Origin of the sequence: Roseovarius maritimus (genome assembly GCF_043355895.2) — a bacterium.
Classification (GTDB): Bacteria; Pseudomonadota; Alphaproteobacteria; order Rhodobacterales; family Rhodobacteraceae; genus Roseovarius; species Roseovarius maritimus.
This window is the reverse complement of record NZ_JBHFPF020000007.1, coordinates 126,358-147,193: the sequence shown is the minus strand read 5'-3', so window position 1 is coordinate 147,193 and position 20,836 is coordinate 126,358. Positions and strand designations below refer to the sequence as shown.

The window sequence follows — 20,836 nt, the reverse complement described above, 5'->3', positions numbered from 1 at the left end:
TCCGCCAAAGGTCCATTCTCCAACAGGGAGATAGAAATGCAGAACCTTCGCAAGATCATCAAGGGTACCGGTATCGCCGGTGCCATCGCGCTTGCCCCGCAACTCGCGAGCGCCGAGACCAATTTCATCGCCAACTCGTTCTACGGCGCTGAGACGCCCTTCACCAAATGGGGCTATGTCGACTGGGCCGAGAACGTGAAGTCGATGTCCGGCGGCGAGTTGGTGCCCGAGGTCTTTACCGGCTCCGTGCTACTGGCGCCGCGCGCCAATCTTCAGGGCATCCGCGACAATGTCGTGCAGGTGGCGCACCACGCCGCCGTCTACACGCCTTCCGAGCTGCCCGTCGCCAACGCGGTGCAGGAGTTGGGCTTCAACTATTCCGATCCGCTGATCGCGATCTTTGCCGTGGCCGACTTCAGCATGCATAATGAGACGCAACTGGCCGAGTGGAAGGACAAGGGCGTCGTCTATCTGGGCGCCTATGCCACGCCGCCCTATCTGCTCTTCTGCCGCGAGCCCATTCGCAATCTCGCCGAGCTGAAGGGCAAGCGCATCCGCACTGCTGGCTCAACCGTTTCGCTCTGGGTCGAGGCGGCGGGGGGCATTCCCGTCAACGTGCCCTCATCCGAGATGTATACCGGCCTCGAGCGCGGCACGCTCGATTGTGCGTCGAATGCGGGTAACGATCTGATCGACCGCTCGCTTTGGGAAGTGGCCGAGCATACGACGCTTCTGCCAACCGGCATGTATTGGTCCGGGCCGCAATGGGGCGTGAACCCCGGCTTCTGGGCGTCGCTGACGCCCGAGCAGCGCAAGGTGATGATGGATGCATCGGCCCTCGGCATGGCGCGGATGAACATCAACTACATCCAGCGTGCCGAGGATGCGCTGGTCGAGGCGCAGGAGAAAGGCCACACCGTTTATGAGCCCGAGGACGATCTGATGCAGTCCATTCTCGACTACCGTGAGAAGGCGCTCGCAGATGTCTACAAAACCGCCGAGGAGAAATACGGCCTCACCAACGGCCAAGAGGTCATCGACGATTTCCGTGCGACCTGGGATAAGTGGGAGAAGCTTCTGGCCGATGTCGATCGCAGCGATCCCGACGCGCTGGCCGAGATCGCCATGCAGGAGATCTATGCCGATATCGACCCCGCCACATACGGCGTCGAGTGATGGATATGAACGGCGCCGCACCGCGCGGCGCCGGACACCGCCCGCGGGCGGGGTCCGCGCCGCGTCGCCGCACGCAGGCCGAGCGTTCGCATACCACTCAGCAAAACATCCTCACAGTCACCACCGAACTGATCTTGGCAAAGGGTTTGAGAGACACCTCGACCGTCGATGTGGCCGAGGCGGCGGGCGTATCGCGCGGCGCGCTCTTGCACCATTATCCCAGCCGACAAATCCTGATGCAGGAGGCGCTTCGTCACCTTTTGAACCGCGAGATCGAGGAGATCACCGATATCGCCGCTGCAATTCGCGCCGGGGAGATGAATATTGATGGCTTCCTTGCCGAGATGTGGCGGCGTTTTTCGGGCCCGCTTTTCATGGTCACGATAGAGTTTCTGACCGCTGCCCGCACCGATCCGGCCATGCGCGACGCACTGGTGCCCGTGGCAACGGACTATAACCGGCAGCTCGATGATATCTGGGAAAATCTCTTTCCCGGCATGCCGGGGATGACTGGCACAAGGCGGATCGCGCTCAATGCCACGCTTTGCCTGCTACGCGGGATGGCCACGCAATCCATCTGGCGTGATGATCCGCAGCTTTTCCTCGACATGCTTGAGTTCTGGAAAACCTCGCTGGGCAACATGCTGCCCGGCCCCGATGAGGAGACGGCAAGATGACAGTAGAAACCGATCCTCCGCAGGAGACCGGCCTGATCTACAGCGCCATCCGCTACATCAACCTCGCGCTTCTGGCGCTTGGCTGCGTGTTCCTGCTGCTGATGATGGCGCATATCACCGTGGATGTGATCGTGCGCTACGGCTTCAATGGCTCGATGGTGGGCACGCTCGAGACGGTCTCGTTCTACTACATCGTGCTCGCCGTTTTCCTGCCGCTGGGCTATGTCGAGCTCAAATCCGAGCATATCCGTGTCGATCTTTTCGCGCAGATGATGCCGAACTGGGCGCAGCTTGCGCTTTACGTTCTGGCCTGCGTCGCGGGGCTGATCTTCTTCGGGATGCTGGCCTGGCAGAGCAGTCTCGATGCCATCCGATCGACACAGCGGCTTGAGACAATCATGTCGAATTTCCTCTTCTATATCTGGCCCAGCCGCTGGGCGCTGCCCATCGGCTTCATCGGCATGTGCCTCGCCATCCTGTCGAACCTGTTGCGCGCGATCCAGCGCCGCCAAGCCCTTTGAAGGACGCGCGTATATGAGCAATCTCGATATCGGCATCATCGGCACGCTGACCGCGCTGGCCATGATCGCGCTGCGGGTGCCGATCGGCCTGACGCTGGGCCTCGTGTCGATCTTCGGCATCGGAGCGATGATCTCGATGAGCGTTGCCTGGGGCATGATCTCGGCCACGCCCTTCGATTTCGTCGGCCAGTGGGAGCTGACGGCGGCGCCGATGTTCCTGCTGATGGGCTATATCTGCACCACGACGGACATGACACGCAGCCTCTTCACCTCGCTCAAGATCGTGCTGGTGCGCCTGCCGGGTGGTCTCGCGGTGGCCTCGGTCGCGGCCTGCGCGTTTTTCGCCGCCGCCTCCGGCTCAAGTGTGGCGACGGCGGCGGCGATGTCGCGCATCGCGGTGCCCGAAATGCTGAAGGCCAAGTATGAAAAAGGATTGGCGACGGGCACGATTGCGGCTTCGGGCACGCTCGGCTCGCTGATCCCGCCCTCGGTGCTGCTCATCCTCTACGGCGTTTATGCGCAGGTTTCGGTCGGCCAGCTTTTCCTTGCCGGATTCATCCCGGGCGTCGTCTCGGCGCTGATCTACATGGCGATGATCGTCACCCGCGTGAAGCTGAAGCCTTCGCTCGCCGGCGAGGTGCAGAACGATATCAGCCGCGATGAAAAGATCGCGGCGGTCAAGGATATCTGGCCGCTGCCGCTGCTGATCTTTTCGGTGCTGGGAGGTATCTTCGCGGGCGTCTTTTCCCCGACCGAGGCGGGCGCCATCGGCGCCGCCGTCGCCACGCTGATCTCGGTCGTGCGCGGCTCGTTCAGCTGGGCCGCGCTGCGCGATGCGCTGGTGCAGACCGCCATCAGCACAACGGGCATCTTCATCATCCTCGTCGGCTCCGTCTTTTTCACGCGGTTCCTGGCGCTGAGCGGGCTGCCGCAGGCCTTCGCGGACGTGATCCTCGGGGTCAGCGACAATGTCTGGTGGATTCTTTTCGCCGTCGCGCTGCTCTACATCGTGCTCGGGATGCTGATCGATTCCATCGGCCTGCTGCTGCTGACCCTGCCGCTGGTCCTGCCGCTGGTGCAGGGCGCGGGGCTCGATCTGGTGTGGTTCGGCATCATCGTGATCAAGCTGCTGGAGGTCGGCCTCGTCACGCCGCCCATCGGGCTCAACGTCTATGTCATCAAGGGTGCGCTGGGGAATCTCGTGACCCTGCCGCAGGTCTTCAAGGGCGTCGCGTGGTTCATCGCGATGGATATCGTGACGCTCTTCCTGATCATCATGATCCCGGCCATGTCGCTTTGGCTGCCGTCATTGGCCTTCAACTGAGCAAAGGAGAAATTCTCATGACCGACTACACCAATGCCGATTACGAGACGCGCAGCTATGGCACGATTTCTGTCGGGCGCGGGCGCCGCCCCGGCATCGTCGTGATCGACTACCAGAAGGCCTTCACCGAGGAGCAATACGCCCTCGGCGGCGCGCCCATGGTGATGCGGGGCCTTGAGAATACCGCGCGCCTGCTCAAGGTCGCGCGTGCGCACAACATCCCCGTCGCCAATTGCTACACCGCATACAAGGACGAGGAGGACATGCCGCATTGGAAGATCGACGTGGTCCGCCGCGAGTTCATTCACGGCCATCCCAGCACCGAGCTGGACCCCCGCATCTATGAGCCGGATTACGACGTGAAAATCTGCAAGACTGGCCCGTCGATCTTCTTCCAGACGCCTGTGGTGCCGTTCTTTACCAAACACAGCGTCGACACGGTGATCGTCACCGGCTGCATCACCAGCGGCTGCATCCGTGCGTCCTCGATCGACAGCTTCCAATGGGGCTACCGCACCATCGTCCCCGAGGATTGCGTCGGCGACCATGACGAGCAGCCGCACAAGGACAACCTGCGTGACCTGGGCCGCCGCTATGCCGATATTTCGACCTGCGACGAGATGATCGGGTATATTGAAGAGGTGGGCAGGCTGAATTCGTAAGGCGTAGCCAGGTCTGGCTTGGGCATAAATAGAGAGCGCTGCCGCTCAGGCCGGTTTGTCCTCGTCGACCACCACCCATTCATTCCCGGTGATCATCGCCTTGAGGTAGGCGCCCACCGTCTCGCCCGTGGTCGCCATGTAGACATGGATCACCACGAAAATGGCCATCGCATAGGCTGCGACAACATGCGTCCAAGCGATCATGGACAGGTCCAGCCCGGTGGCGCTGACCGTCAGGTAGAGAATACCCGTCACCCAGATCGCCGGATTGATGACCAGTTTGAGGAACAGGTAGCTGAGACGTTGCAGCGGGTTGTGCTTGCGGTGGATCGTGGGCTTGGACGGGTGTGCCTCGCCCCAAAAGATGCCCCAGCCGTAATAGCGGATGACGGCCAGCAGATTGCGGAAGGTGGGGATGTAGTGCTGCCACTGGCCCGTGGTGAAGTGCCAGAAGATGGCAAAGATCCACAGCAGAATGATCAGCCCGGCCATGATCAGGTGTAGCCCGAAGGCCGCCTGCCAATCGATTCCGCCGATCAGCCCGTGCAGCCTTGCGCCGGTTACGAGCAGCCCCAGAACCAGCGCCGCCTGTGACCAGTGCCAGAAGCGTTCGAAGCGGGTGAAAATCTTGACGTAGCGCTTTTCGGCCATTTGGTGCCCTCCTTACTTGCGCCGCATCGCGGCGGCGATGCGGATCGCGGCGTGCCCCAGAACTCCGGCCAGGGCCAGCGCCAGAAGGATCAGACCGATCCGGTCGGTCAGGCCGAACATGTCACGGCCGGGAATATAGACACCGGCCAGATTGGCCAGTCGCCCATCCTTGGAATGGCAGCTTTGACAGTCCAGCGCCTCAGACGCCGGGGGCACCATATGCGTGGTGGGCCACCACATCTCGGTATCGGTGAAGGCGAATTTGCCGGAATAGGGCACATCAGTTGCCGCCATCCCCGCAGCCAAGGCCTTTTCCCAGTCGAAATTGGTCCAGAGCGCGGACTCGCCCTCCGGGCCATAGACGTTGTTCAGCAAGAGATACTCGTTGATCTCGTCATAGGCCTGCCGGCCCATCATCCGCTTGAACGGGTAGATGACCGAGGCGGGATCATCGGCACTGCCATGGATCTTGTTGATGCCGACAACGCCCTGAGGGTCGATCTTTTCGCCCAGCAGTGTGTATTCGGTTACGCCGTTCCAGAACTCATAGGTCGGGATCACATCCGCGCCCCACTCGAAATCGCCCTTGGTCGACAGATACGAATGGCGCCCGGTTTCCTCATCCTCCAGCGAGAAGGGCTTGCCGTCCTTGAGCTGGCCGGCGGTCGACCAGTCCCACCATGTCTTCGTGGCAACGCCGCCCTTGGCGAATGTGGGGATATGGCAGGTCTGGCAGGCCACCCTGTCGGTATGATCGTTCAGCTTCAGCCCTTTGATCGAGGCGGTGGGATGCGGCGCATCGCTGTGGCAGCTCTGGCAGCTCAGCACATCGGGCCGCCGAAAGCCCGGCATCTGCACCGTGTCATCCTTGACCGTGCCCAGATAGCGCGAGCCGGGCCATTCATGCCCCTGCGACATGTGGCAATCGGTGCAGACCATGTTGGCACCATCGGGCGACATGTGCACATCCACATGCGGATCGGGCGAGATCAGCGCCGAGGACAGATCTCCGTGCTTCACGTTATCGCCGCCGCCGCCGTAGAAATGGCAGTTGCCGCAACTCTCGCGGCCCGGAGGCCCGACATGCTGCGCGACCTTCGCCAGATCGGGCGGCGCGTGCCGGTAGGATCCATTGCCCAGATCTGTGATTAGCCCGCTGGCATAGGGCACGTGCTTCTTGCCGATCGTCTTCGGCTCGTAGATCGGATGCCCGGCCCGATCCTCCCACTTGACGTATTCACCTGTGGTATCGTGGCAGACAAGACAATCCACCTTGTCCTGCGCCGCGAAATCGAAGGTTTCGGTATCGTCCCATCCATAGCCCGCGTGGCAAGAGGTGCAGCGCGGCTCGTTCGAGGCCACATTGCCGCAAAACGAGTTGATGACATTTCGCTTGCCCAGGATCTGGCCGGTTTCGGGATGCTCGAACTGCCAGGTCCAGTGTATGGAATCCTGAAACTGCGTGGCAGCCTCGGTATGGCATGAGAGGCAGGCTCGCGTGACGTCCGGACCTGAGGCAAACGGGCCTTTCAGCTCTTCGAACTTGGAATGATCCGCAGTGGTATCGCTTTGCTGCATCTGCGCGAGGGTAGGCAGGGCAAAAGTCAAGAGAGCTGTGATCAGGCCAAACGCCCAAAGGATCCTGAGCGGCAACATTCGTGCGGGCATATCGGGCGCGGCGGTGGCCCCATGATCGCGGCCATGCGCGGCGTTGGTCGATCTGAACGGAACCACGCTGCGCATTTACGACTCCCCTGCTGTTTTGATGGAGCGTCGATCCAGGCCACCCTGCTTGGTCGGCGGCGTGTGGCCAAGGTCCAGATCCGCGCCGAGAGATCCGAGCGCCACAAGGATGTCATGCACCATTGCCCCTGTTGGGTTCGGCATGCCCTCTTCGTCGGCAACGCCGATTTCTGCGGCGTCGTATTCCCAGCGGCGCAGGATTTCGATCTTTTCAGCGGTCGAGAAGGTATCATCCGCCAGCACATCGGCGGGCGCATCATAGATATCCGCGGGGTCAAGCAGGGCCTGCTCGTATCTGGTGCGATCCATCGACTTCGATACCTTCACGCTGTTGCCGGTCTACACGCTGAGCACCGAACGATGACTCGCCCGTACCCAAGACCATAGTACCGACGCCGTGCAGCAGCGAATTGATGAAAGTCATTGGGCGGCGCTGCGCCGAACGCGCGGCGGTTCTGATGAATGTCCTACCGTTGCCTATCCCGCGAGGTGGATTTCAGAGTCCCGCCGCCTTCTTCTTGGCCACTCCGCCCTGCAGGATCAGCGGCATATGCGCGCCCTGTTCGGTCAAGAGGTTCAGATCGTCCAGCGGATTGCCGTCCACCACGATCAGGTCCGCATGGGCGCCCGGCGTGATCGCGCCCAGCTCGCCCTCCATGCGCAGCACTTTGGCTGCATCGCCGGTCGCCGAGCGGATGACTGCATCGGCGGGAATATACTGCCCGCGCAGGGGAAACTCGCCCGACTGGTGCGGTTGCATCCCGCCCAGAAGGTCCGAGCCGTAGCCGACGGTCACGCCAGCTTTGTGCATTTTGGCCAGCCGCTCCAACCCGGCCTCGCGCACATCAGCGATCTTGGCGACCGACTCTTCCGGCAGGCCGTATTCCGCGCCGGTCTTGGCAAGGCGGTCATAGGTGATGTTGGTTGGCACGACGCATTGCCCCTCGCGCGCGATGCGCTGGATGGTCTCGTCGCTCATCAGGTTGCCATGTTCGACGCACTCAAAGCCGGCATCGAGCGCGCGATTGATGGCGCGGTCGTCATAAAGGTGGCCTGACACATAGGTACCGAACCCCTTGGCGACCTCGACCGCGGCCTTCAGCTCATCGACCGAAAAGACCAGATATCCCACCGGATCGGACGGCGACGAGACGCCCCCATCGGCCATGATCTTGATGAATTGTGCGCCATTCTTCAACTCGTCCCGGCAGGCGGCGCGTATCGCGTCCACACCGTCGAGAACACGGCCCATCGAGCCCAGCTTGTCCTTGTACCAGCTCACATCGCGGCTCTGGTTCGGGCCGCGGTAATCGGTGTGCCCGCCCGTCTGCGACAGCGCCTTGCCGCAGATTACAAGGCGCGGCGCATCCATCAGCCCGTCTTCCTGCGCCTGTTGCAGGCCCCGATCGGCGCCGCCCAGATCGCGCACGGTGGTAAAGCCGCGCATCAGCATCGCCTTCATCATCTGCGCTGATTTCAGCGCGATCCAGGAATTTGGAAGTTCTGCATTAAGGCCCAGATTGGCCGTAGTGGCGATGACATGGACGTGGCAGTCAATTAGGCCGGGCATCACGATCTGGCCTTTGAGGTCCAGCACCTCATCCGCGTCGAACTTGGCATTCGCGCCCACCTCGACAAAGCGTCCATCCTCGATAGCGATATCCACCGGATCCGCCGGGCGGTCGACGGTGCCGTCCACGATACGCGCATTCTTGATCAGCAGTGACGTCATGGTGAGTTCCTCTTGCGGGGTTTGCGCGCCGGTGCGGGGCCGGGCGGTGATACTTGCAGACAGATCTGCTGGTAAGTTGGATAACAGCACACCTTCGGGCGGTGGTAAAGGCCGCCCGCAGTGGACAGGGTGCGCAATCATGTTTTAAGCCGGGCAGGAGGCAGCGAGGAAAGGTCCACCGCCATGGTTCAGGCCACGACACATCCCGGTGCGGGGGCACCCCCCGAGCAGGCCCATCGCTTTGATGTCCGCGTCTATTACGAGGATACGGATATGGGCGGCATCGTCTATCATGCCAATTTCCTCAAGTTCATCGAGCGCGCGCGCAGCGACTGGGTGGCGGGCATGGGCATCGACCAGCGCAGCATGAAGGAAAAGGACGGGCTTGCCTTTGCCGTGCGCCGAATCGAGTGCGACTACCTCATGGCCGCGCGTTTCGACGACCGGCTGGAGGTGCTGACCGAGGTGCAATCGGTCAGTGGCGCGCGCCTGACCCTGCGCCAGCAGGTGACGCGCGCGGGCGAGCCGATTTTTAACGCCACCGTGACCATCGTCTGCCTGACGGATACCGGGCATCCCGCGCGGCTTCCGGCGAATATCCGCCTGATATTGCACTGACGGCCTGAATTTGCGCAGCTGACGGCGATGTCATTGGCTTTTACGCGGATGATCGGATAGTTTCCCCGCAAATATCGCCGGTCCAGTGGGGCGGGCGCAAAAAAAGAGCAGGCAGAATGGAAGCAGAAACACTCGCAGTCGCGCAACAGATCGATTTTTCGATTTGGGGCATGTTCGCGCAGGCCACCTTCATCGTGAAGCTGGTGATGCTGATGCTGATCTTCGCGTCCTTCTGGGCGTGGGCGATCATCATCCAGAAACTCCTCCTTTACCGCAAGGCCCGTGCCGAGGCCGAGGCATTCGACCGACAGTTCTGGTCAGGCGAGCCTCTGGATGAACTGTTCGAGCAGATCGGCACCGATCCGGACGGGCAGTCGGAGCGTATCTTTGCGTCTGGCATGATGGAATGGCGCCGCAGCCACCGCACCGATGGCGGCATGATCGCAGGCGCGACCGCGCGCATCGACCGCAGCATGGATGTGGCCATCGCCAAGGAGTCCGAGGCGTTGCAATCGGGCCTGCCGGTGCTGGCCACCGTCGGCTCGACCGCGCCCTTTGTCGGCCTTTTCGGCACGGTCTGGGGCATCATGCAGGCCTTCGTCGGCATTGCCGCCTCGCAAAATACCAGTCTTGCCGTCGTGGCGCCCGGCATCGCCGAGGCGCTGCTGGCCACCGCGCTGGGCCTTCTGGCGGCCATTCCGGCGGTCATCTTCTACAACAAGCTGAGCGCGGATAGCGACCGTATCGTCGCGGGCTACGAGGCCTTCGCTGATGAGTTCGCCACCATTCTCAGCCGCCAGTTGGACAGCTAGGCCATGGGCGCAGCGATCCAGAGTTCAGGCGGCGGCGGGGGCAAGCGCCGCAGGCGCGGGCGCAGCCGCGCGCGCCCCATGTCCGAAATCAACGTCACGCCCTTCGTGGACGTGATGCTGGTGCTGCTGATCATCTTCATGGTAGCGGCCCCGCTGATGACCGTGGGTGTGCCGGTGGAATTGCCGAAAACCGCGGCCAATTCCCTGCCGGGCGAGCAGGAAGAGCCGCTGACCATCACGATCACCGCCGAAGGTGCGATCTCGATCCAGACGACCGAAGTGAACCGCGACGAGTTGATCGGGCGCCTGCGCGCCATCGCCGCCGAGCGCGACAGCAACCGCGTGTTTCTGCGCGCGGATGGGGCGGTGCCCTATTCTGATGTCGTGCAGGTCATGGGCGCGCTTAACCGTGGCGGCTTCGACAATATCGGTCTGGTGACGGATATCGGCGGTCCGGCGCTGGACGCGCCGGAAAACTGAGGCGGCGGCCGGCGTGAATACAGGTCAGATCATATCGGGAGCAGGCCATATCGGCCTGATCTGCTGGATCCTGTTCGGCGGCATGCTGCCGGACCGTGATTTCGAGTTCGACGCCGTGCAGGCGACGACAGTCAGTTCCGAGGAATATGCCGACATCATCGCACGCAGCACGTCGCCCGAGCAGACGACCGAGATCGCGCCGCCAGCCGCGCCCGAAGTTCCGCAGGACGCCCCCGACATGACCAGCGAGGCGGACACGCCACCCGCCGCGCCGCCGCCTGATCCCGCGCCCGAGAACGCTCCCGATCCCGCGCCGCAGCCGCCCACCGAGACCCCGCAGGCCGAGGTGACGGACGAGGCCCCGGCAATCGAACCGCCGACCGAGGATATGGCCGCCCTCATACCCGAGACCTCGCCGCGCCCGCAGCAGCGCCCGGCCGAGCGTGTCGCGCCCCAGCAGGTCGAGCCGCCCGCTCCGGATACCGCCATCGACGACGTGGTGCGCGAAGAGGCCGTGCCCGACGAGGCCGCCGAGACACCGCGCGAGGACTCCGAGGCGACCGCCCCCGAGGCGGCAGCAACCGAGATCGTGACAGAAGCCGAGGAAGAAACGGCGGAGGCCGCACCACTCAATTCGGTGCGCCCGCGCACCCGCCCTCAGGATCTGCGTCCCGCGCCCCAACCTGAGCCGGATACGCAGACCGCTGCCGCCGATCCTGAGCCGACGCCCGAGCCTGCTGAGGACCCCCCCCCCGAGCCGACTGCCGCGCCCGAACCGGCGCCCGCCACCGACAGCTCCAGCGTCGAGGATGCGCTCGCCGCCGCGCTGGGCGGCGCGTCCGAGACGCCCGCCCCCTCGATCAATGCCGGCCCGCCCCTGACGGCGGGTGAAAAGGACGGCCTGCGCGTCGCGGTCCAGAACTGCTGGAACACCGGCTCGCTCAGTTCGGATGCGCTGAACACTACCGTCACGGTCGGTTTCGAGATGTCCGAGGACGCCAAGCCGATCGAGTCGACTCTGCGGATGCTGGACAGTTCGGGAGGCACCGCAGGTTCGGCCCAGCAGGCCTATGAGGCGGCCCGCCGCGCAATCCTGCGCTGCGGCGCACGCGGCTTTGGCCTTCCGGCGGAAAAATATGCAAGCTGGCGGAACGTGGAACTGGTATTCAACCCGGAAAACATGAGGATCAAATGATGGCACGAGTCACGGCCCTGCTGGCCCTTCTTCTGACGACGCTCACCGCCCTGCCTGCCGCCGCGCAGCAGGGACCGCTGAGGCTGGAAATCACCGAAGGCGTGATCGAGCCGTTGCCCTTTGCCGTGCCCGGCTTCGTCGCCACCGGCGGCGGCGCTCAGGTGGCGCAGGACATTTCGAACCTTGTTGCGGCGGATCTCAGTGGCACAGGCCTTTTTCGCGAGATCCCGGCCAGCGCGCATATCAGCACGATCACCAGCTTTTCCAGCCCGGTCCAGTTCGCCGACTGGAAGGCGATCAATGCGCAAGCGCTCGTCACCGGCTCGGTCGATGTGGATGCCTCGGGGCGGCTGACCGTGCAATTTCGTGTCTGGGATGTCTTTGCCGGGCAGGAACTGGGCAGCGGGCAGCAATTCGTCGGCACCGAAAGCGGTTGGCGGCGCATCGCACACAAGATTGCCGATCAGGTCTATAGCCGCATCACCGGTGAGGGCGGGTATTTCGACAGCCGCGTCGTCTTCGTGTCGGAAACCGGCCCCAAGGACCAGCGCGCCAAGCGCCTTGCGATCATGGATTACGACGGTGCCAATGTGACCTACCTCACCGACAGCTCGTCGCTGGTACTGGCGCCGCGCTTTTCGCCCAATGGCGACCGCATCCTCTACACCAGTTACGAGAGCGGATTTCCCAAGATCTACGTGCTGGACGTGGCCAGCGTGAACCGCCGCCAACTTCCGACGCAGGACGCCACGATGAGCTTTGCCCCCCGCTTTGCCCCCGATGGGCAGACGGTGGTCTACTCGCTTGAGGCGGGCGGGAATACCGATCTTTACACGATGAATATTGGTTCGGGCGCCAGCACGCGGCTCACCAGTGCGCCCTCGATCGAGACCGCGCCCAGCTATAGCCCCGATGGCCGCCAGATCGTATTCGAGAGTGACCGTTCGGGCCGCAATCACCTCTATGTGATGCCTGCAAGCGGCGGCGAGGCGCGGCGCATCTCAAGCGGGGATGGAAATTACGGCACGCCGGTCTGGTCGCCGCGCGGTGACCTCATCGCCTTTACCAAGCAGACGGCGGGGCGCTTCCACATCGGCGTCATGCGCACCGATGGCAGCGAAGAGCGCCTCCTGACCGCCTCCTTCCTCGATGAAGGCCCGACATGGGCGCCCAATGGCCGTGTCATCATGTTCACTCGCGAGACGCAGGGCGAGTCCGGACAGGCATCGCTTTATTCGGTCGACATCACCGGGCGCAACCTGCGCCGTGTGCCGACCGCCTCGGGCGCCAGCGATCCGTCGTGGTCGCCGCTGCAATAAGCCCTGCTCAAATCCTGTGCGCGGCGATTCCATTGCGCCGCGCGCTGTGCTACAAAACCTGCAAACACCGTGCATTGTTCGCGCATTCACACCATTCATGAGGCTCCCCACATGACCTTTCTCAAGACAATGATCCTTCTCGGCGCCGGCCTCTCACTCGCCGCCTGCACTGATCCGGGCCGCTTTGGCGATGACGCAGCAGGCGCCCTCGGCACTGGCGCCGGTGCGAATGGCGGTATGATCGCAGGCTCGGCCAGTGATCCGGCTTCGCCCAACTATTTTCAGCAGACGGTCGGGGATCGTGTCCTCTTCGTGATCGACACCTACAATCTGACACCCGAGGCGCAGCGCACCCTTGATGGGCAGGCGCAATGGCTGCTGACCAACCGCGACTACAATGCCGTGATCGAAGGTCACGCCGACGAGCAGGGAACACGCGAATACAACCTCGCGCTGGGCGCGCGCCGCGCCAATTCCGTGCAGGAATACCTGCTGAGCCAGGGCGTGCCCGCAAGCCGTCTAAAAACTGTCAGCTACGGCAAGGAGCGCCCAATCGAGATCTGCAGCAACGAGGCCTGCTACGCGCAGAACCGCCGCGCCGTCACGGTCATCTCGGTCGGCGGCGCAAGCAGCTAAGCCCTTAACCGCCCCTCTATCGGAGCCTGCCCATGCACCGCATCTTTGCCCTGATCGCCGTTGCAACCCTCGCCCTTCCTGTCCTTCCCGCCCATGCGCAGGACAAAAGCGCGACCCTGGCCGACATCCGGCAGGAGCTGACGGTTCTTTATGTCGAGGTGCAAAAGCTGCGGCGCGAACTGAGCACGACAGGCTCGGCGGGTCAGCTCAGCACCTCCGGTTCGGTCCTCGACCGGGTCGGCGCGATCGAGAGCGAGCTTCAGCGCCTGACGGCCCGCACCGAGGAGATGCAGCTGCGCATCGACCGCGTGGTCAGTGACGGCACCAACCGGATCGGTGATCTGGAGTTCCGCTTGGTCGAGCTTGAGGGCGGCGATACCTCGCAACTGAGCGAGATGACGACGCTGGGCGGCGGCGATATGCCCGCCAGCGGCGGTATTTCGGGCGGCGCGTCGGCCATCGAGCCTGCCCAGCCCGAAGGCACGGCAGAGCCGGCCGGATCGCTGGCCGTGGGCGAGCAGGCGGATTTCGACGCGGCCGAGGTGGCGATGGAGGCTGGCGATACCGCCGGCGCCGCCGAGATGTATGCCAATTTTCTGCAAACCTATCCCGGCAGCCCGCTGGCGCCGCGCGCCTATCTGGCCCGTGGCAAGGCACTGGAGCAGGGCGGCAATGTGAAGGATGCCGCGAAGTCCTATCTGGACGGGTTCTCCGCCAACAAGGAAGGCCCTCAGGCCGCGGAATCGCTCTACCGTCTTGGCCGGGCGCTGGGCCAGCTGGGGCAAGGCGATGCCGCCTGCCAGACCCTGCGCGAGGTCGAAGCCCGCTTTGCCGGTAGCCCCTCGGCGGCGGATGCGCGCAGCGAGATGCAGGCGCTCGCCTGCCAGTGACGCAGGACGCGGGCGCCGATCTGCGCGCTCTGATCCCGGCCCATTTTCAGGACGATACCAGCCCGCTCGGCATTGCCGTGTCGGGGGGAAGCGATTCCATGGCCCTTTTGTATCTGATGGCAGACTGGGGCCGCGCTCCGCTGCGCTGCGTCACCGTCGATCATCGCCTGCGCCCCGAGGCGGCGGATGAGGCCGTCCAGGTCGCGCAGGTCTGCGTGGGTCTGGGCATCCCGCATGAAACGCTGGTCTGGGACGGCTGGAATGGGCAGGGCAACCTGCCCGCCGCAGCGCGCGCGGCGCGCTATGCGCTGATGGCGGATTGGGCCGCGCGCCATGCGCTTGCCGGGATCGCTCTGGGCCATACGCGCGACGACGTGGCCGAAACGCTGCTGATGCGCCTGGCCCGCCGTGCCGGGCTGGATGGCCTGGCCGCGATGCAAGCGCGACGGGCGGCGCATGGCACAGTGCTGCACCGGCCTTTGCTGACCGCCGGGCGCGCCGATCTGCGCGCTTATCTTGCGCAGCGCGGCATCCGGTGGAACGACGATCCCAGCAATGACGACCCGCGCTATCGCCGCACGCAGGCCCGCCGCGCGCTGGCGGCATTGGCCCCCGTCGGCATCGACGCCGCCGCGCTGGCAGAGGTGGCGGCCCATCTGGCCGAGGCACGCGCGACGCTGGGCCACTATGCCTCACTGGAAGCGAAGCGGATCGTTCAGCTCGATCAGGGCGATCTTCTGCTGGACGTGCCGGGATTTGCGGCTCTGCGCCCCGACATCGCGCGCCGCATCCTTGGCGCGGCCATTGGCTGGATCGCCGGGCCGGAAGTGCGCCTGCGCGGGCCGGACGTGACGCGGCTGATGCAGGCCATCGCAGATGGGCAGGGCGGCACGCTGGCGGGGTGCCGTATAACGCAAAATCAGCGCCAGATCCGGCTGGCGCGCGAATTTGCCGCGGTAGAAGGGCTGCGCGCCGATCCTGGCGCGGCATGGGATGGCCGTTGGCGCCTGATTGGCCCACCGGCGCCCGGCGCGCATATTGCCGCCCTTGGCCCGGAAGGCCGCGCAATCTGCCCCGACTGGCGCGATTCCGGCCTGCCCGCGCATTCCATCGACGCCTCACCAGCCCTTTGGCGCGGCGGCGCGTTGCTGGCCGCGCCGCTTACGCGATACCCTGCGGATTACCGCGCAGAGCCGTGCTGCGCTCTCAGTGATTTGCACGCGGCGCTATTATCGCATTGAACAAGAGGGCATGATCTCTATTTAAGATGCAAGGCCCGCGTGATATGTCCGCGGGCGATCGAAAGTTTAGGAGAGTTTCCTTGGGCAACGCACGTAATATCGCCTTTTGGCTGGTTTTGTTCCTGTTGGTTCTGGCGCTGTTCAATCTCTTCAGCGGCGGCGGCGGCACACTTCAGAGTCAATCGGTGAAGTATTCCGAATTTGTCGCGGCCGTGAATGACGACGCCGTGACCAACGTGACGCTGGATGGCGAAACCGTCCAGTTCCGCAAGACGGACGGCAAGGATTACGTTGCGATCAAGCCGGCTGATGCCGAGGTCACGCAACTCCTCATCGATGAGGGCATCCCCGTGACGGCCAAGGCGCAGGAAGAATCGGGGTTCCAGACCTTCCTTCTGTCGCTCTTGCCCTTCCTTCTGCTGATCGGCGTCTGGATCTATTTCATGAACCGGATGCAGGGCGGCGGCAAAGGCGGGGCGATGGGATTTGGCAAGTCCAAGGCCAAGATGCTGACCGAGAAATCGGGCCGGGTGACGTTTGACGACGTGGCCGGTATCGACGAAGCCAAGGAAGAGTTGGAAGAGATCGTGGAGTTCCTGCGCAATCCGCAGAAGTTCAGCCGCCTTGGCGGACAGATCCCCAAGGGTGCCCTGCTGGTTGGCCCTCCGGGCACCGGTAAGACGCTGTTGGCGCGCGCCATTGCGGGCGAGGCTGGTGTGCCCTTCTTCACCATCTCGGGCTCCGACTTCGTCGAGATGTTCGTGGGTGTTGGCGCGTCTCGGGTGCGCGACATGTTTGAGCAGGCCAAGAAGAACGCGCCCTGCATCGTCTTTATCGACGAGATCGACGCGGTGGGCCGTCACCGCGGTGCCGGCTATGGCGGCGGCAATGACGAGCGCGAGCAGACGCTGAACCAGCTTCTGGTCGAGATGGACGGCTTCGAGGCCAATGAGGGTGTCATCATCGTCGCGGCGACCAACCGCAAAGACGTTCTGGATCCCGCGCTGCTGCGTCCGGGTCGCTTTGACCGTCAGGTCACTGTGCCGAATCCGGACATCAAGGGCCGCGAGAAGATCTTGGGCGTTCATGCGCGCAAGACACCGCTGGGCCCCGACGTTGATCTGCGCATCATCGCACGCGGCACGCCCGGCTTTTCCGGTGCGGATCTGGCCAACCTCGTAAACGAGGCCGCGCTGATGGCCGCGCGGATTGGCCGCCGTTTCGTTGCGATGGAAGATTTCGAGATGGCCAAGGACAAGGTCATGATGGGCGCCGAGCGCCGCTCTATGGTCTTGACGGCTGATCAAAAGGAAAAGACCGCCTATCACGAGGCCGGCCACGCGATTGTCGGGCTGGCCTTGCCGAAATGCGATCCGGTCTACAAGGCCACGATCATCCCGCGCGGTGGCGCGCTGGGCATGGTTGTAAGCCTGCCCGAGATCGACCGCCTCAACTGGCACAAGTCCGAATGCGAGCAGAAGTTGGCGATGACCATGGCGGGCAAGGCGGCCGAGATCATCAAGTATGGCGAGGATGATGTCTCGAACGGTCCGGCGGGCGATATCCAGCAGGCCAGCGGCCTTGCACGCGCCATGGTGCTGCGCTGGGGCATGTCCGACAAGGTCGGCAATATCGACTACCAGCAGGCTCATGAGGGATACATGGGGAATGGCGCAGGCAGCTTCTCGATCTCGGCTCATACCAAGGAACTGATCGAGGAAGAGGTCAAGCGCATGATCGATGAGGCCTATGCCACCGCGCACCGCATCTTGATGGAAAAGAAGGATGAGTGGGAGCGTCTGGCTGAAGGGCTGCTGGAATACGAGACGCTGACCGGTGAGGAAATTCAGCGCGTCGCACGCGGCGAGCCGCCCCAGTCGAGTGACGATGACGAAGGCTCGGATACCGGCAGTGCGCCCTCGGTCACGGCGATCCCCAAGACCAAGCCCAAGGCGCCGCGCGGCGGCGATGGCGGCGGGATGGAGCCCGAGCCGACAGCGTGACGAGGATGGCCAGCGCACCGCCCAAGACAGATTGGAACCCGCGCGCCTATGCGCGGTTTCAGGACTTGCGCCTGCGCCCCGCGATGGATCTGCTGAACGCGGTGGGCCAGATGGGGGCGGGTGACGTCATCGACCTTGGCTGCGGCGCGGGACAGATGGGCGCGGCCTTGGCCGAGCGCGCCATGGGCCGCGACGTGATCGGCGTCGATGCCTCGCCCGCAATGCTGGAAAAGGCGCGGCAGTCGCGCGGCTACAGCAGCCTTGGGCAGGCCGATATCCGCGAATGGCATCCGCGCCGCGCGCCGGGCCTGATCTACTCCAACGCGGTGCTGCACTGGCTGGGCGATCACGAAACGCTCATGCCGCGGCTGGCTGCGATGCTGGGCAAGGGCGGCACGCTGGCGGTGCAGTTGCCTCACCAGAACAATGCACCGTCGCACCGCGTCTGGCTGACACTGGTTGAGGAGTTCTTTCCGGGCCGGGTCGATACCGGTGCGGGCCCGCGCGTCCTGCCCCCGGTCGAATACGATGCGCTTCTGGCGCCCAAGGGCCGCTTTCGCATGTGGGAGACCGAGTACTATCAGCGCCTCACAGCCGAGGCCGGAAGCCACCCTGTGCGCCGCTATACCGAGAGCACCTATGCGCGCCCCGTTCTGGACGCGCTGGCCGAGAATGAGCGCGCGGCGCTGATTGCCCGCTACGAGGAGGTGATGCAGAGTGCCTATCCCGTGCGCGCCGATGGCAGCGTCCTTTTTCCCTTTCGCCGGCTCTTTTTTACCCTGACGGTCTGATGCCGTGGCCTGATCGGCCGCGTGACATTTCCGCGTTTGACAGCGCGGCGGAGCGCGGCAAGATGCGCGGGTTCCCTGACCCCACCGGAGCCTGCGCATGCCCGCCCTGAAATTGACTGCCCACACCGCCCGCATCACGTGGCTGGGCCTCGTGCCCGAGGCGCGGCCCGACATCCGGTCGCGCCCGCTGGATGCGGTTCAGCTAAGCTATGCGGGCGTCGCGGGCGAAATGCATTCAGGCCTCACCCGACCCTCCTGCGTTCGCGTGAAAGAGCAGTTTTCCCAAGGTACCGAGATTGCCAATACCCGCCAGCTCAGCATCGTCTCGGCCGAGGAGTTGACCGAGATCGCCGCGCGCATGGGGCTGGAAGCCATAGATCCGGCATGGCTGGGCGCGTCGATGGTGATCGCGGGGATTCCGGATTTCAGCCATGTGCCGCCCTCGTCGCGGCTGCAGGGGCCGGATGGTGCGTCCCTGGTGATCGACATGCAGAACCGTCCCTGCCTCTATCCGGCGCGCGAGATTGACAAGGATCACCCCGGACGGGGGCCGACGTTCAAGACCGCCGCCAAGGGGCGCAGAGGGGTCACTGCCTGGGTCGAGCGCGAGGGGCGCATGGCGGTAGGTGAGAGCCTCCGCCTCTTTGTGCCGGACCAGCGGGCGTGGGCGCCCGGCGAATAGGCAGGGCCTCTGGCGCCCCAGCCGGAACGACCATCGGGCGCGCTACGCCGTGTAGGTCACCGTGGCATCGTCCGCATCCATCGGGCCGGAGGCGCGGTCGAAGCGCAGATAGGCGATGGCGCGGTCCCCGGATCGGGTGTGGAGCGTGCCAACCGGCTTGCCCTCGGACGTGATGGGCGTGCCATCCGGCGCGGCACCCTCGATGGCGACAGTGGCCAATCCCTTGCGCAGTGCGGTCTTGTGTTTCATTCGGGCGGTGACCTCCTGCCCCACATAACAGCCCTTGCGGAAATCCACGCCGTTCAGACGCTCGAACCCGGCCTCTAGGATGAACGTATCGGGCGTCAGCTCGAGGCCTGTCTCGGGGATGCAATGCGCGACCCGGATCGCGTCCCAATCGGTGCCGTCATCGCCGCCCTCCGTGCCGTATAGGCGCCAGCCCAACGCCGGGTGGCGGGGATCGGCCAGCGCGCCATCGGGGGCAGGGCCGGTGCCGCGCCGCACCTGAAGGTCCGTCTGGGCAATGGCGACATCGGCGCGCAGGCGGTACATGTTCAATCGCTGGATCAGGCCGGGGGCGATATCTTCGGCCACGTCCAGATGCAGTATGCCGTCCCGCTCGAACACGAAGAAATCGGCCAGATACTTGCCCTGCGGCGTGAGCATCGCGGTATAGACAAGGCCCTGCGCCGCCTTGGCCACGTCATTCGTGACAAGCCCCTGAAGGAAGCTCTGTGCATCGGCGCCGGTGATCTGGTGAATGGATCTCATCGCTGCTACCTCTCTGGTCATCATGCCCCCTCATATAGGAGGGCGGCGGGCGGGCAACAGGGGGCGGACATGCGCGCAAGATTATCGGTCATCGTGCCGACCCTCAATGCCGAGCCGGGCTTGCCCGCCTTACTGGCCGGTCTGATGGAGGGGGTGGAGGCAGGTCTCATCCGCGAGTTGATCGTCTCGGATGGCGGATCGACCGATGCCACCGCCACCATCGCCGAGGAAGTGGGCGCGCTCTGGTGCGCAGGGCCGCCGTCGCGGGGCGGGCAACTGCGCCGGGGCGCCGCACTGGCCGGGGGCGACTGGCTGCTGTTCCTGCATGCCGACAGCATGCTGCCGCAGGGATGGACGCAGGCGGTTTTGTCGCAGATCGAGGATGGACGCCCCGGCCATTTCCGGCTGGCCTTCGCAGATGGCGGCCTTGCCGGGCGGATCGTCGCGGGCTGGGCCAATCTGCGGGCGCGGCTTTTCAGCCTGCCTTACGGCGATCAGGGCCTGCTGATTGCGCGCGAGGATTATGACGCCGGCGGCGGATATCCCGACATCCCGCTGATGGAGGATGTCGCTATCGCCCGCATGCTGGGCCGCCGCCTCAGCATGATGCCTGCCACGATATGCACCAGCGCTGCACGCTATCGCCGCGAGGGATGGCTGCGCCGCGGCGCACGTAACCTCGCGCTTCTGCTGCGCTACTTGGCGGGGGTAGACCCGCATGATCTGCAGCGCCGGTATTGACGCCTCTAACGACTGGGCGTTGCGAAATGGTACGACCTCAGCCTTCCAAGAACGCGGTCTAGTATTCCTTCAGGCGCACTTCGGTTCTTAGTCATTCTTTTCATTGACATTAATGTTTCCAGAAAACGCTCTTGAGTTCCTAGGTGTTTGATCCCACGGTTTGATGGTGGG

Annotated in this window: 22 protein-coding genes; 17 read left to right on the top strand and 5 right to left on the bottom strand. The window is 64.1% G+C overall.

Annotated features, from left to right (window positions below):
• Positions 1-36: 36 nt before the first annotated feature.
• Genes ACEWPM_RS13850 through ACEWPM_RS13830 form a run of 5 tightly spaced genes read left to right on the top strand, consistent with a single transcriptional unit; the run spans position 37 to position 4,360 of the window.
• A complete protein-coding gene (locus ACEWPM_RS13850; protein WP_393962679.1) occupies positions 37-1,176 on the top strand; it encodes a C4-dicarboxylate TRAP transporter substrate-binding protein in 1,140 nt (379 codons plus the stop codon).
• A complete protein-coding gene (locus ACEWPM_RS13845; protein ID WP_393962680.1) occupies positions 1,176-1,853 on the top strand; it encodes a TetR/AcrR family transcriptional regulator in 678 nt (225 codons plus the stop codon). Before ACEWPM_RS13850 ends, ACEWPM_RS13845 begins: the two co-directional genes overlap by 1 nt.
• A complete protein-coding gene (locus ACEWPM_RS13840; RefSeq protein ID WP_393962681.1) occupies positions 1,850-2,374 on the top strand; it encodes a TRAP transporter small permease in 525 nt (174 codons plus the stop codon). The genes ACEWPM_RS13845 and ACEWPM_RS13840 overlap by 4 nt, the downstream gene beginning before the upstream one ends.
• A gap of 13 nt (positions 2,375-2,387) precedes the next feature.
• Positions 2,388-3,698: a TRAP transporter large permease gene (locus ACEWPM_RS13835; protein WP_393962682.1), complete on the top strand. Its 1,311-nt coding sequence runs from the start codon at positions 2,388-2,390 to the stop codon at positions 3,696-3,698.
• Positions 3,699-3,715: 17 nt separating this feature from the next.
• Complete coding sequence (locus ACEWPM_RS13830) at positions 3,716-4,360, top strand: isochorismatase family protein (RefSeq protein WP_076534509.1); 645 nt, start codon at positions 3,716-3,718, stop codon at positions 4,358-4,360.
• 45 nt (positions 4,361-4,405) lie between these two features.
• Here ACEWPM_RS13830 and ACEWPM_RS13825 read toward each other — a convergent pair whose 3' ends face one another.
• The 4 genes from ACEWPM_RS13825 to ACEWPM_RS13810 all read right to left on the bottom strand — a co-directional run bounded on the left by ACEWPM_RS13825 (position 4,406) and on the right by ACEWPM_RS13810 (position 8,486).
• Positions 4,406-5,011 (bottom strand): cytochrome b/b6 domain-containing protein, encoded by a 606-nt coding sequence (locus tag ACEWPM_RS13825; RefSeq protein WP_393962683.1) that lies wholly within the window; start codon positions 5,009-5,011, stop codon positions 4,406-4,408.
• Between the two features lie 12 nt (positions 5,012-5,023).
• A complete protein-coding gene (locus ACEWPM_RS13820; protein ID WP_393962684.1) occupies positions 5,024-6,754 on the bottom strand; it encodes a tetrathionate reductase family octaheme c-type cytochrome in 1,731 nt (576 codons plus the stop codon).
• Positions 6,755-7,063: a hypothetical protein gene (locus ACEWPM_RS13815; protein WP_393962685.1), complete on the bottom strand. Its 309-nt coding sequence runs from the start codon at positions 7,061-7,063 to the stop codon at positions 6,755-6,757.
• Positions 7,064-7,250: 187 nt separating this feature from the next.
• The gene (locus ACEWPM_RS13810; protein ID WP_393962686.1) at positions 7,251-8,486 is read right to left on the bottom strand and encodes a metal-dependent hydrolase family protein; all 1,236 of its coding nucleotides are present in this window, start codon (positions 8,484-8,486) and stop codon (positions 7,251-7,253) included.
• Between the two features lie 183 nt (positions 8,487-8,669).
• Here ACEWPM_RS13810 and ybgC point away from each other — a divergent pair, with 183 nt between their 5' ends.
• The 11 genes from ybgC to ACEWPM_RS13755 all read left to right on the top strand — a co-directional run bounded on the left by ybgC (position 8,670) and on the right by ACEWPM_RS13755 (position 19,153).
• Complete coding sequence (ybgC, locus tag ACEWPM_RS13805; protein WP_393962687.1) at positions 8,670-9,104, top strand: tol-pal system-associated acyl-CoA thioesterase; 435 nt, start codon at positions 8,670-8,672, stop codon at positions 9,102-9,104.
• A gap of 116 nt (positions 9,105-9,220) precedes the next feature.
• Entirely contained in the window at positions 9,221-9,916 is a 696-nt protein-coding gene (tolQ, locus tag ACEWPM_RS13800) for a protein TolQ (RefSeq protein ID WP_393962688.1), read from the top strand.
• A gap of 3 nt (positions 9,917-9,919) precedes the next feature.
• Positions 9,920-10,396, top strand: coding sequence for a protein TolR (tolR, locus tag ACEWPM_RS13795; RefSeq protein WP_393962689.1), 477 nt, complete (start codon positions 9,920-9,922; stop codon positions 10,394-10,396).
• 13 nt (positions 10,397-10,409) lie between these two features.
• On the top strand, positions 10,410-11,591 hold the full coding sequence (locus ACEWPM_RS13790; RefSeq protein ID WP_393962690.1) for an energy transducer TonB: 1,182 nt from the start codon (positions 10,410-10,412) through the stop codon (positions 11,589-11,591).
• A complete protein-coding gene (gene tolB / locus ACEWPM_RS13785; protein WP_393962824.1) occupies positions 11,591-12,910 on the top strand; it encodes a Tol-Pal system beta propeller repeat protein TolB in 1,320 nt (439 codons plus the stop codon). Before ACEWPM_RS13790 ends, tolB begins: the two co-directional genes overlap by 1 nt.
• 111 nt (positions 12,911-13,021) lie before the next feature.
• Positions 13,022-13,546, top strand: coding sequence for a peptidoglycan-associated lipoprotein Pal (gene pal / locus ACEWPM_RS13780; protein ID WP_393962691.1), 525 nt, complete (start codon positions 13,022-13,024; stop codon positions 13,544-13,546).
• A 32-nt stretch (positions 13,547-13,578) separates the two neighbouring features.
• Entirely contained in the window at positions 13,579-14,436 is an 858-nt protein-coding gene (locus tag ACEWPM_RS13775; RefSeq protein ID WP_393962692.1) for a tetratricopeptide repeat protein, read from the top strand.
• The gene (gene tilS, locus ACEWPM_RS13770; RefSeq protein ID WP_393962693.1) at positions 14,433-15,677 is read left to right on the top strand and encodes a tRNA lysidine(34) synthetase TilS; all 1,245 of its coding nucleotides are present in this window, start codon (positions 14,433-14,435) and stop codon (positions 15,675-15,677) included. The genes ACEWPM_RS13775 and tilS overlap by 4 nt, the downstream gene beginning before the upstream one ends.
• Before the next feature lie 80 nt (positions 15,678-15,757).
• Positions 15,758-17,680, top strand: coding sequence for an ATP-dependent zinc metalloprotease FtsH (ftsH, locus tag ACEWPM_RS13765; protein ID WP_393962694.1), 1,923 nt, complete (start codon positions 15,758-15,760; stop codon positions 17,678-17,680).
• Between the two features lie 5 nt (positions 17,681-17,685).
• A complete protein-coding gene (locus ACEWPM_RS13760; protein ID WP_393962695.1) occupies positions 17,686-18,471 on the top strand; it encodes a methyltransferase domain-containing protein in 786 nt (261 codons plus the stop codon).
• A gap of 97 nt (positions 18,472-18,568) precedes the next feature.
• Positions 18,569-19,153, top strand: coding sequence for an MOSC domain-containing protein (locus tag ACEWPM_RS13755; protein ID WP_393962696.1), 585 nt, complete (start codon positions 18,569-18,571; stop codon positions 19,151-19,153).
• A gap of 42 nt (positions 19,154-19,195) precedes the next feature.
• On the opposite strand, the gene ygfZ is transcribed toward ACEWPM_RS13755, so the two are convergent.
• A complete protein-coding gene (gene ygfZ / locus ACEWPM_RS13750; RefSeq protein WP_393962697.1) occupies positions 19,196-19,924 on the bottom strand; it encodes a CAF17-like 4Fe-4S cluster assembly/insertion protein YgfZ in 729 nt (242 codons plus the stop codon).
• 69 nt (positions 19,925-19,993) lie between these two features.
• Here ygfZ and ACEWPM_RS13745 point away from each other — a divergent pair, with 69 nt between their 5' ends.
• Positions 19,994-20,665: a TIGR04283 family arsenosugar biosynthesis glycosyltransferase gene (locus ACEWPM_RS13745; protein ID WP_393962698.1), complete on the top strand. Its 672-nt coding sequence runs from the start codon at positions 19,994-19,996 to the stop codon at positions 20,663-20,665.
• Positions 20,666-20,836 lie beyond the last annotated feature (171 nt).

Coding starts and splice junctions, on each gene's coding strand:
- ACEWPM_RS13830 (WP_076534509.1), top strand. CDS start 3,716: ATGACCGACTACACCAATGCCGATTACGAGACGCGCAGCTATGGCACG.
- ACEWPM_RS13825 (WP_393962683.1), bottom strand. CDS start 5,011: ATGGCCGAAAAGCGCTACGTCAAGATTTTCACCCGCTTCGAACGCTTC.
- ACEWPM_RS13845 (WP_393962680.1), top strand. CDS start 1,176: ATGGATATGAACGGCGCCGCACCGCGCGGCGCCGGACACCGCCCGCGG.
- ygfZ (WP_393962697.1), bottom strand. CDS start 19,924: ATGAGATCCATTCACCAGATCACCGGCGCCGATGCACAGAGCTTCCTT.
- tolQ (WP_393962688.1), top strand. CDS start 9,221: ATGGAAGCAGAAACACTCGCAGTCGCGCAACAGATCGATTTTTCGATT.
- ACEWPM_RS13810 (WP_393962686.1), bottom strand. CDS start 8,486: ATGACGTCACTGCTGATCAAGAATGCGCGTATCGTGGACGGCACCGTC.
- ACEWPM_RS13835 (WP_393962682.1), top strand. CDS start 2,388: ATGAGCAATCTCGATATCGGCATCATCGGCACGCTGACCGCGCTGGCC.
- ACEWPM_RS13840 (WP_393962681.1), top strand. CDS start 1,850: ATGACAGTAGAAACCGATCCTCCGCAGGAGACCGGCCTGATCTACAGC.
- ACEWPM_RS13850 (WP_393962679.1), top strand. CDS start 37: ATGCAGAACCTTCGCAAGATCATCAAGGGTACCGGTATCGCCGGTGCC.
- ACEWPM_RS13820 (WP_393962684.1), bottom strand. CDS start 6,754: ATGCGCAGCGTGGTTCCGTTCAGATCGACCAACGCCGCGCATGGCCGC.
- tolB (WP_393962824.1), top strand. CDS start 11,591: ATGGCACGAGTCACGGCCCTGCTGGCCCTTCTTCTGACGACGCTCACC.
- ACEWPM_RS13815 (WP_393962685.1), bottom strand. CDS start 7,063: ATGGATCGCACCAGATACGAGCAGGCCCTGCTTGACCCCGCGGATATC.
- pal (WP_393962691.1), top strand. CDS start 13,022: ATGACCTTTCTCAAGACAATGATCCTTCTCGGCGCCGGCCTCTCACTC.
- tolR (WP_393962689.1), top strand. CDS start 9,920: ATGGGCGCAGCGATCCAGAGTTCAGGCGGCGGCGGGGGCAAGCGCCGC.
- ACEWPM_RS13755 (WP_393962696.1), top strand. CDS start 18,569: ATGCCCGCCCTGAAATTGACTGCCCACACCGCCCGCATCACGTGGCTG.
- ACEWPM_RS13775 (WP_393962692.1), top strand. CDS start 13,579: ATGCACCGCATCTTTGCCCTGATCGCCGTTGCAACCCTCGCCCTTCCT.
- ybgC (WP_393962687.1), top strand. CDS start 8,670: ATGGTTCAGGCCACGACACATCCCGGTGCGGGGGCACCCCCCGAGCAG.
- ACEWPM_RS13760 (WP_393962695.1), top strand. CDS start 17,686: ATGGCCAGCGCACCGCCCAAGACAGATTGGAACCCGCGCGCCTATGCG.
- ACEWPM_RS13745 (WP_393962698.1), top strand. CDS start 19,994: ATGCGCGCAAGATTATCGGTCATCGTGCCGACCCTCAATGCCGAGCCG.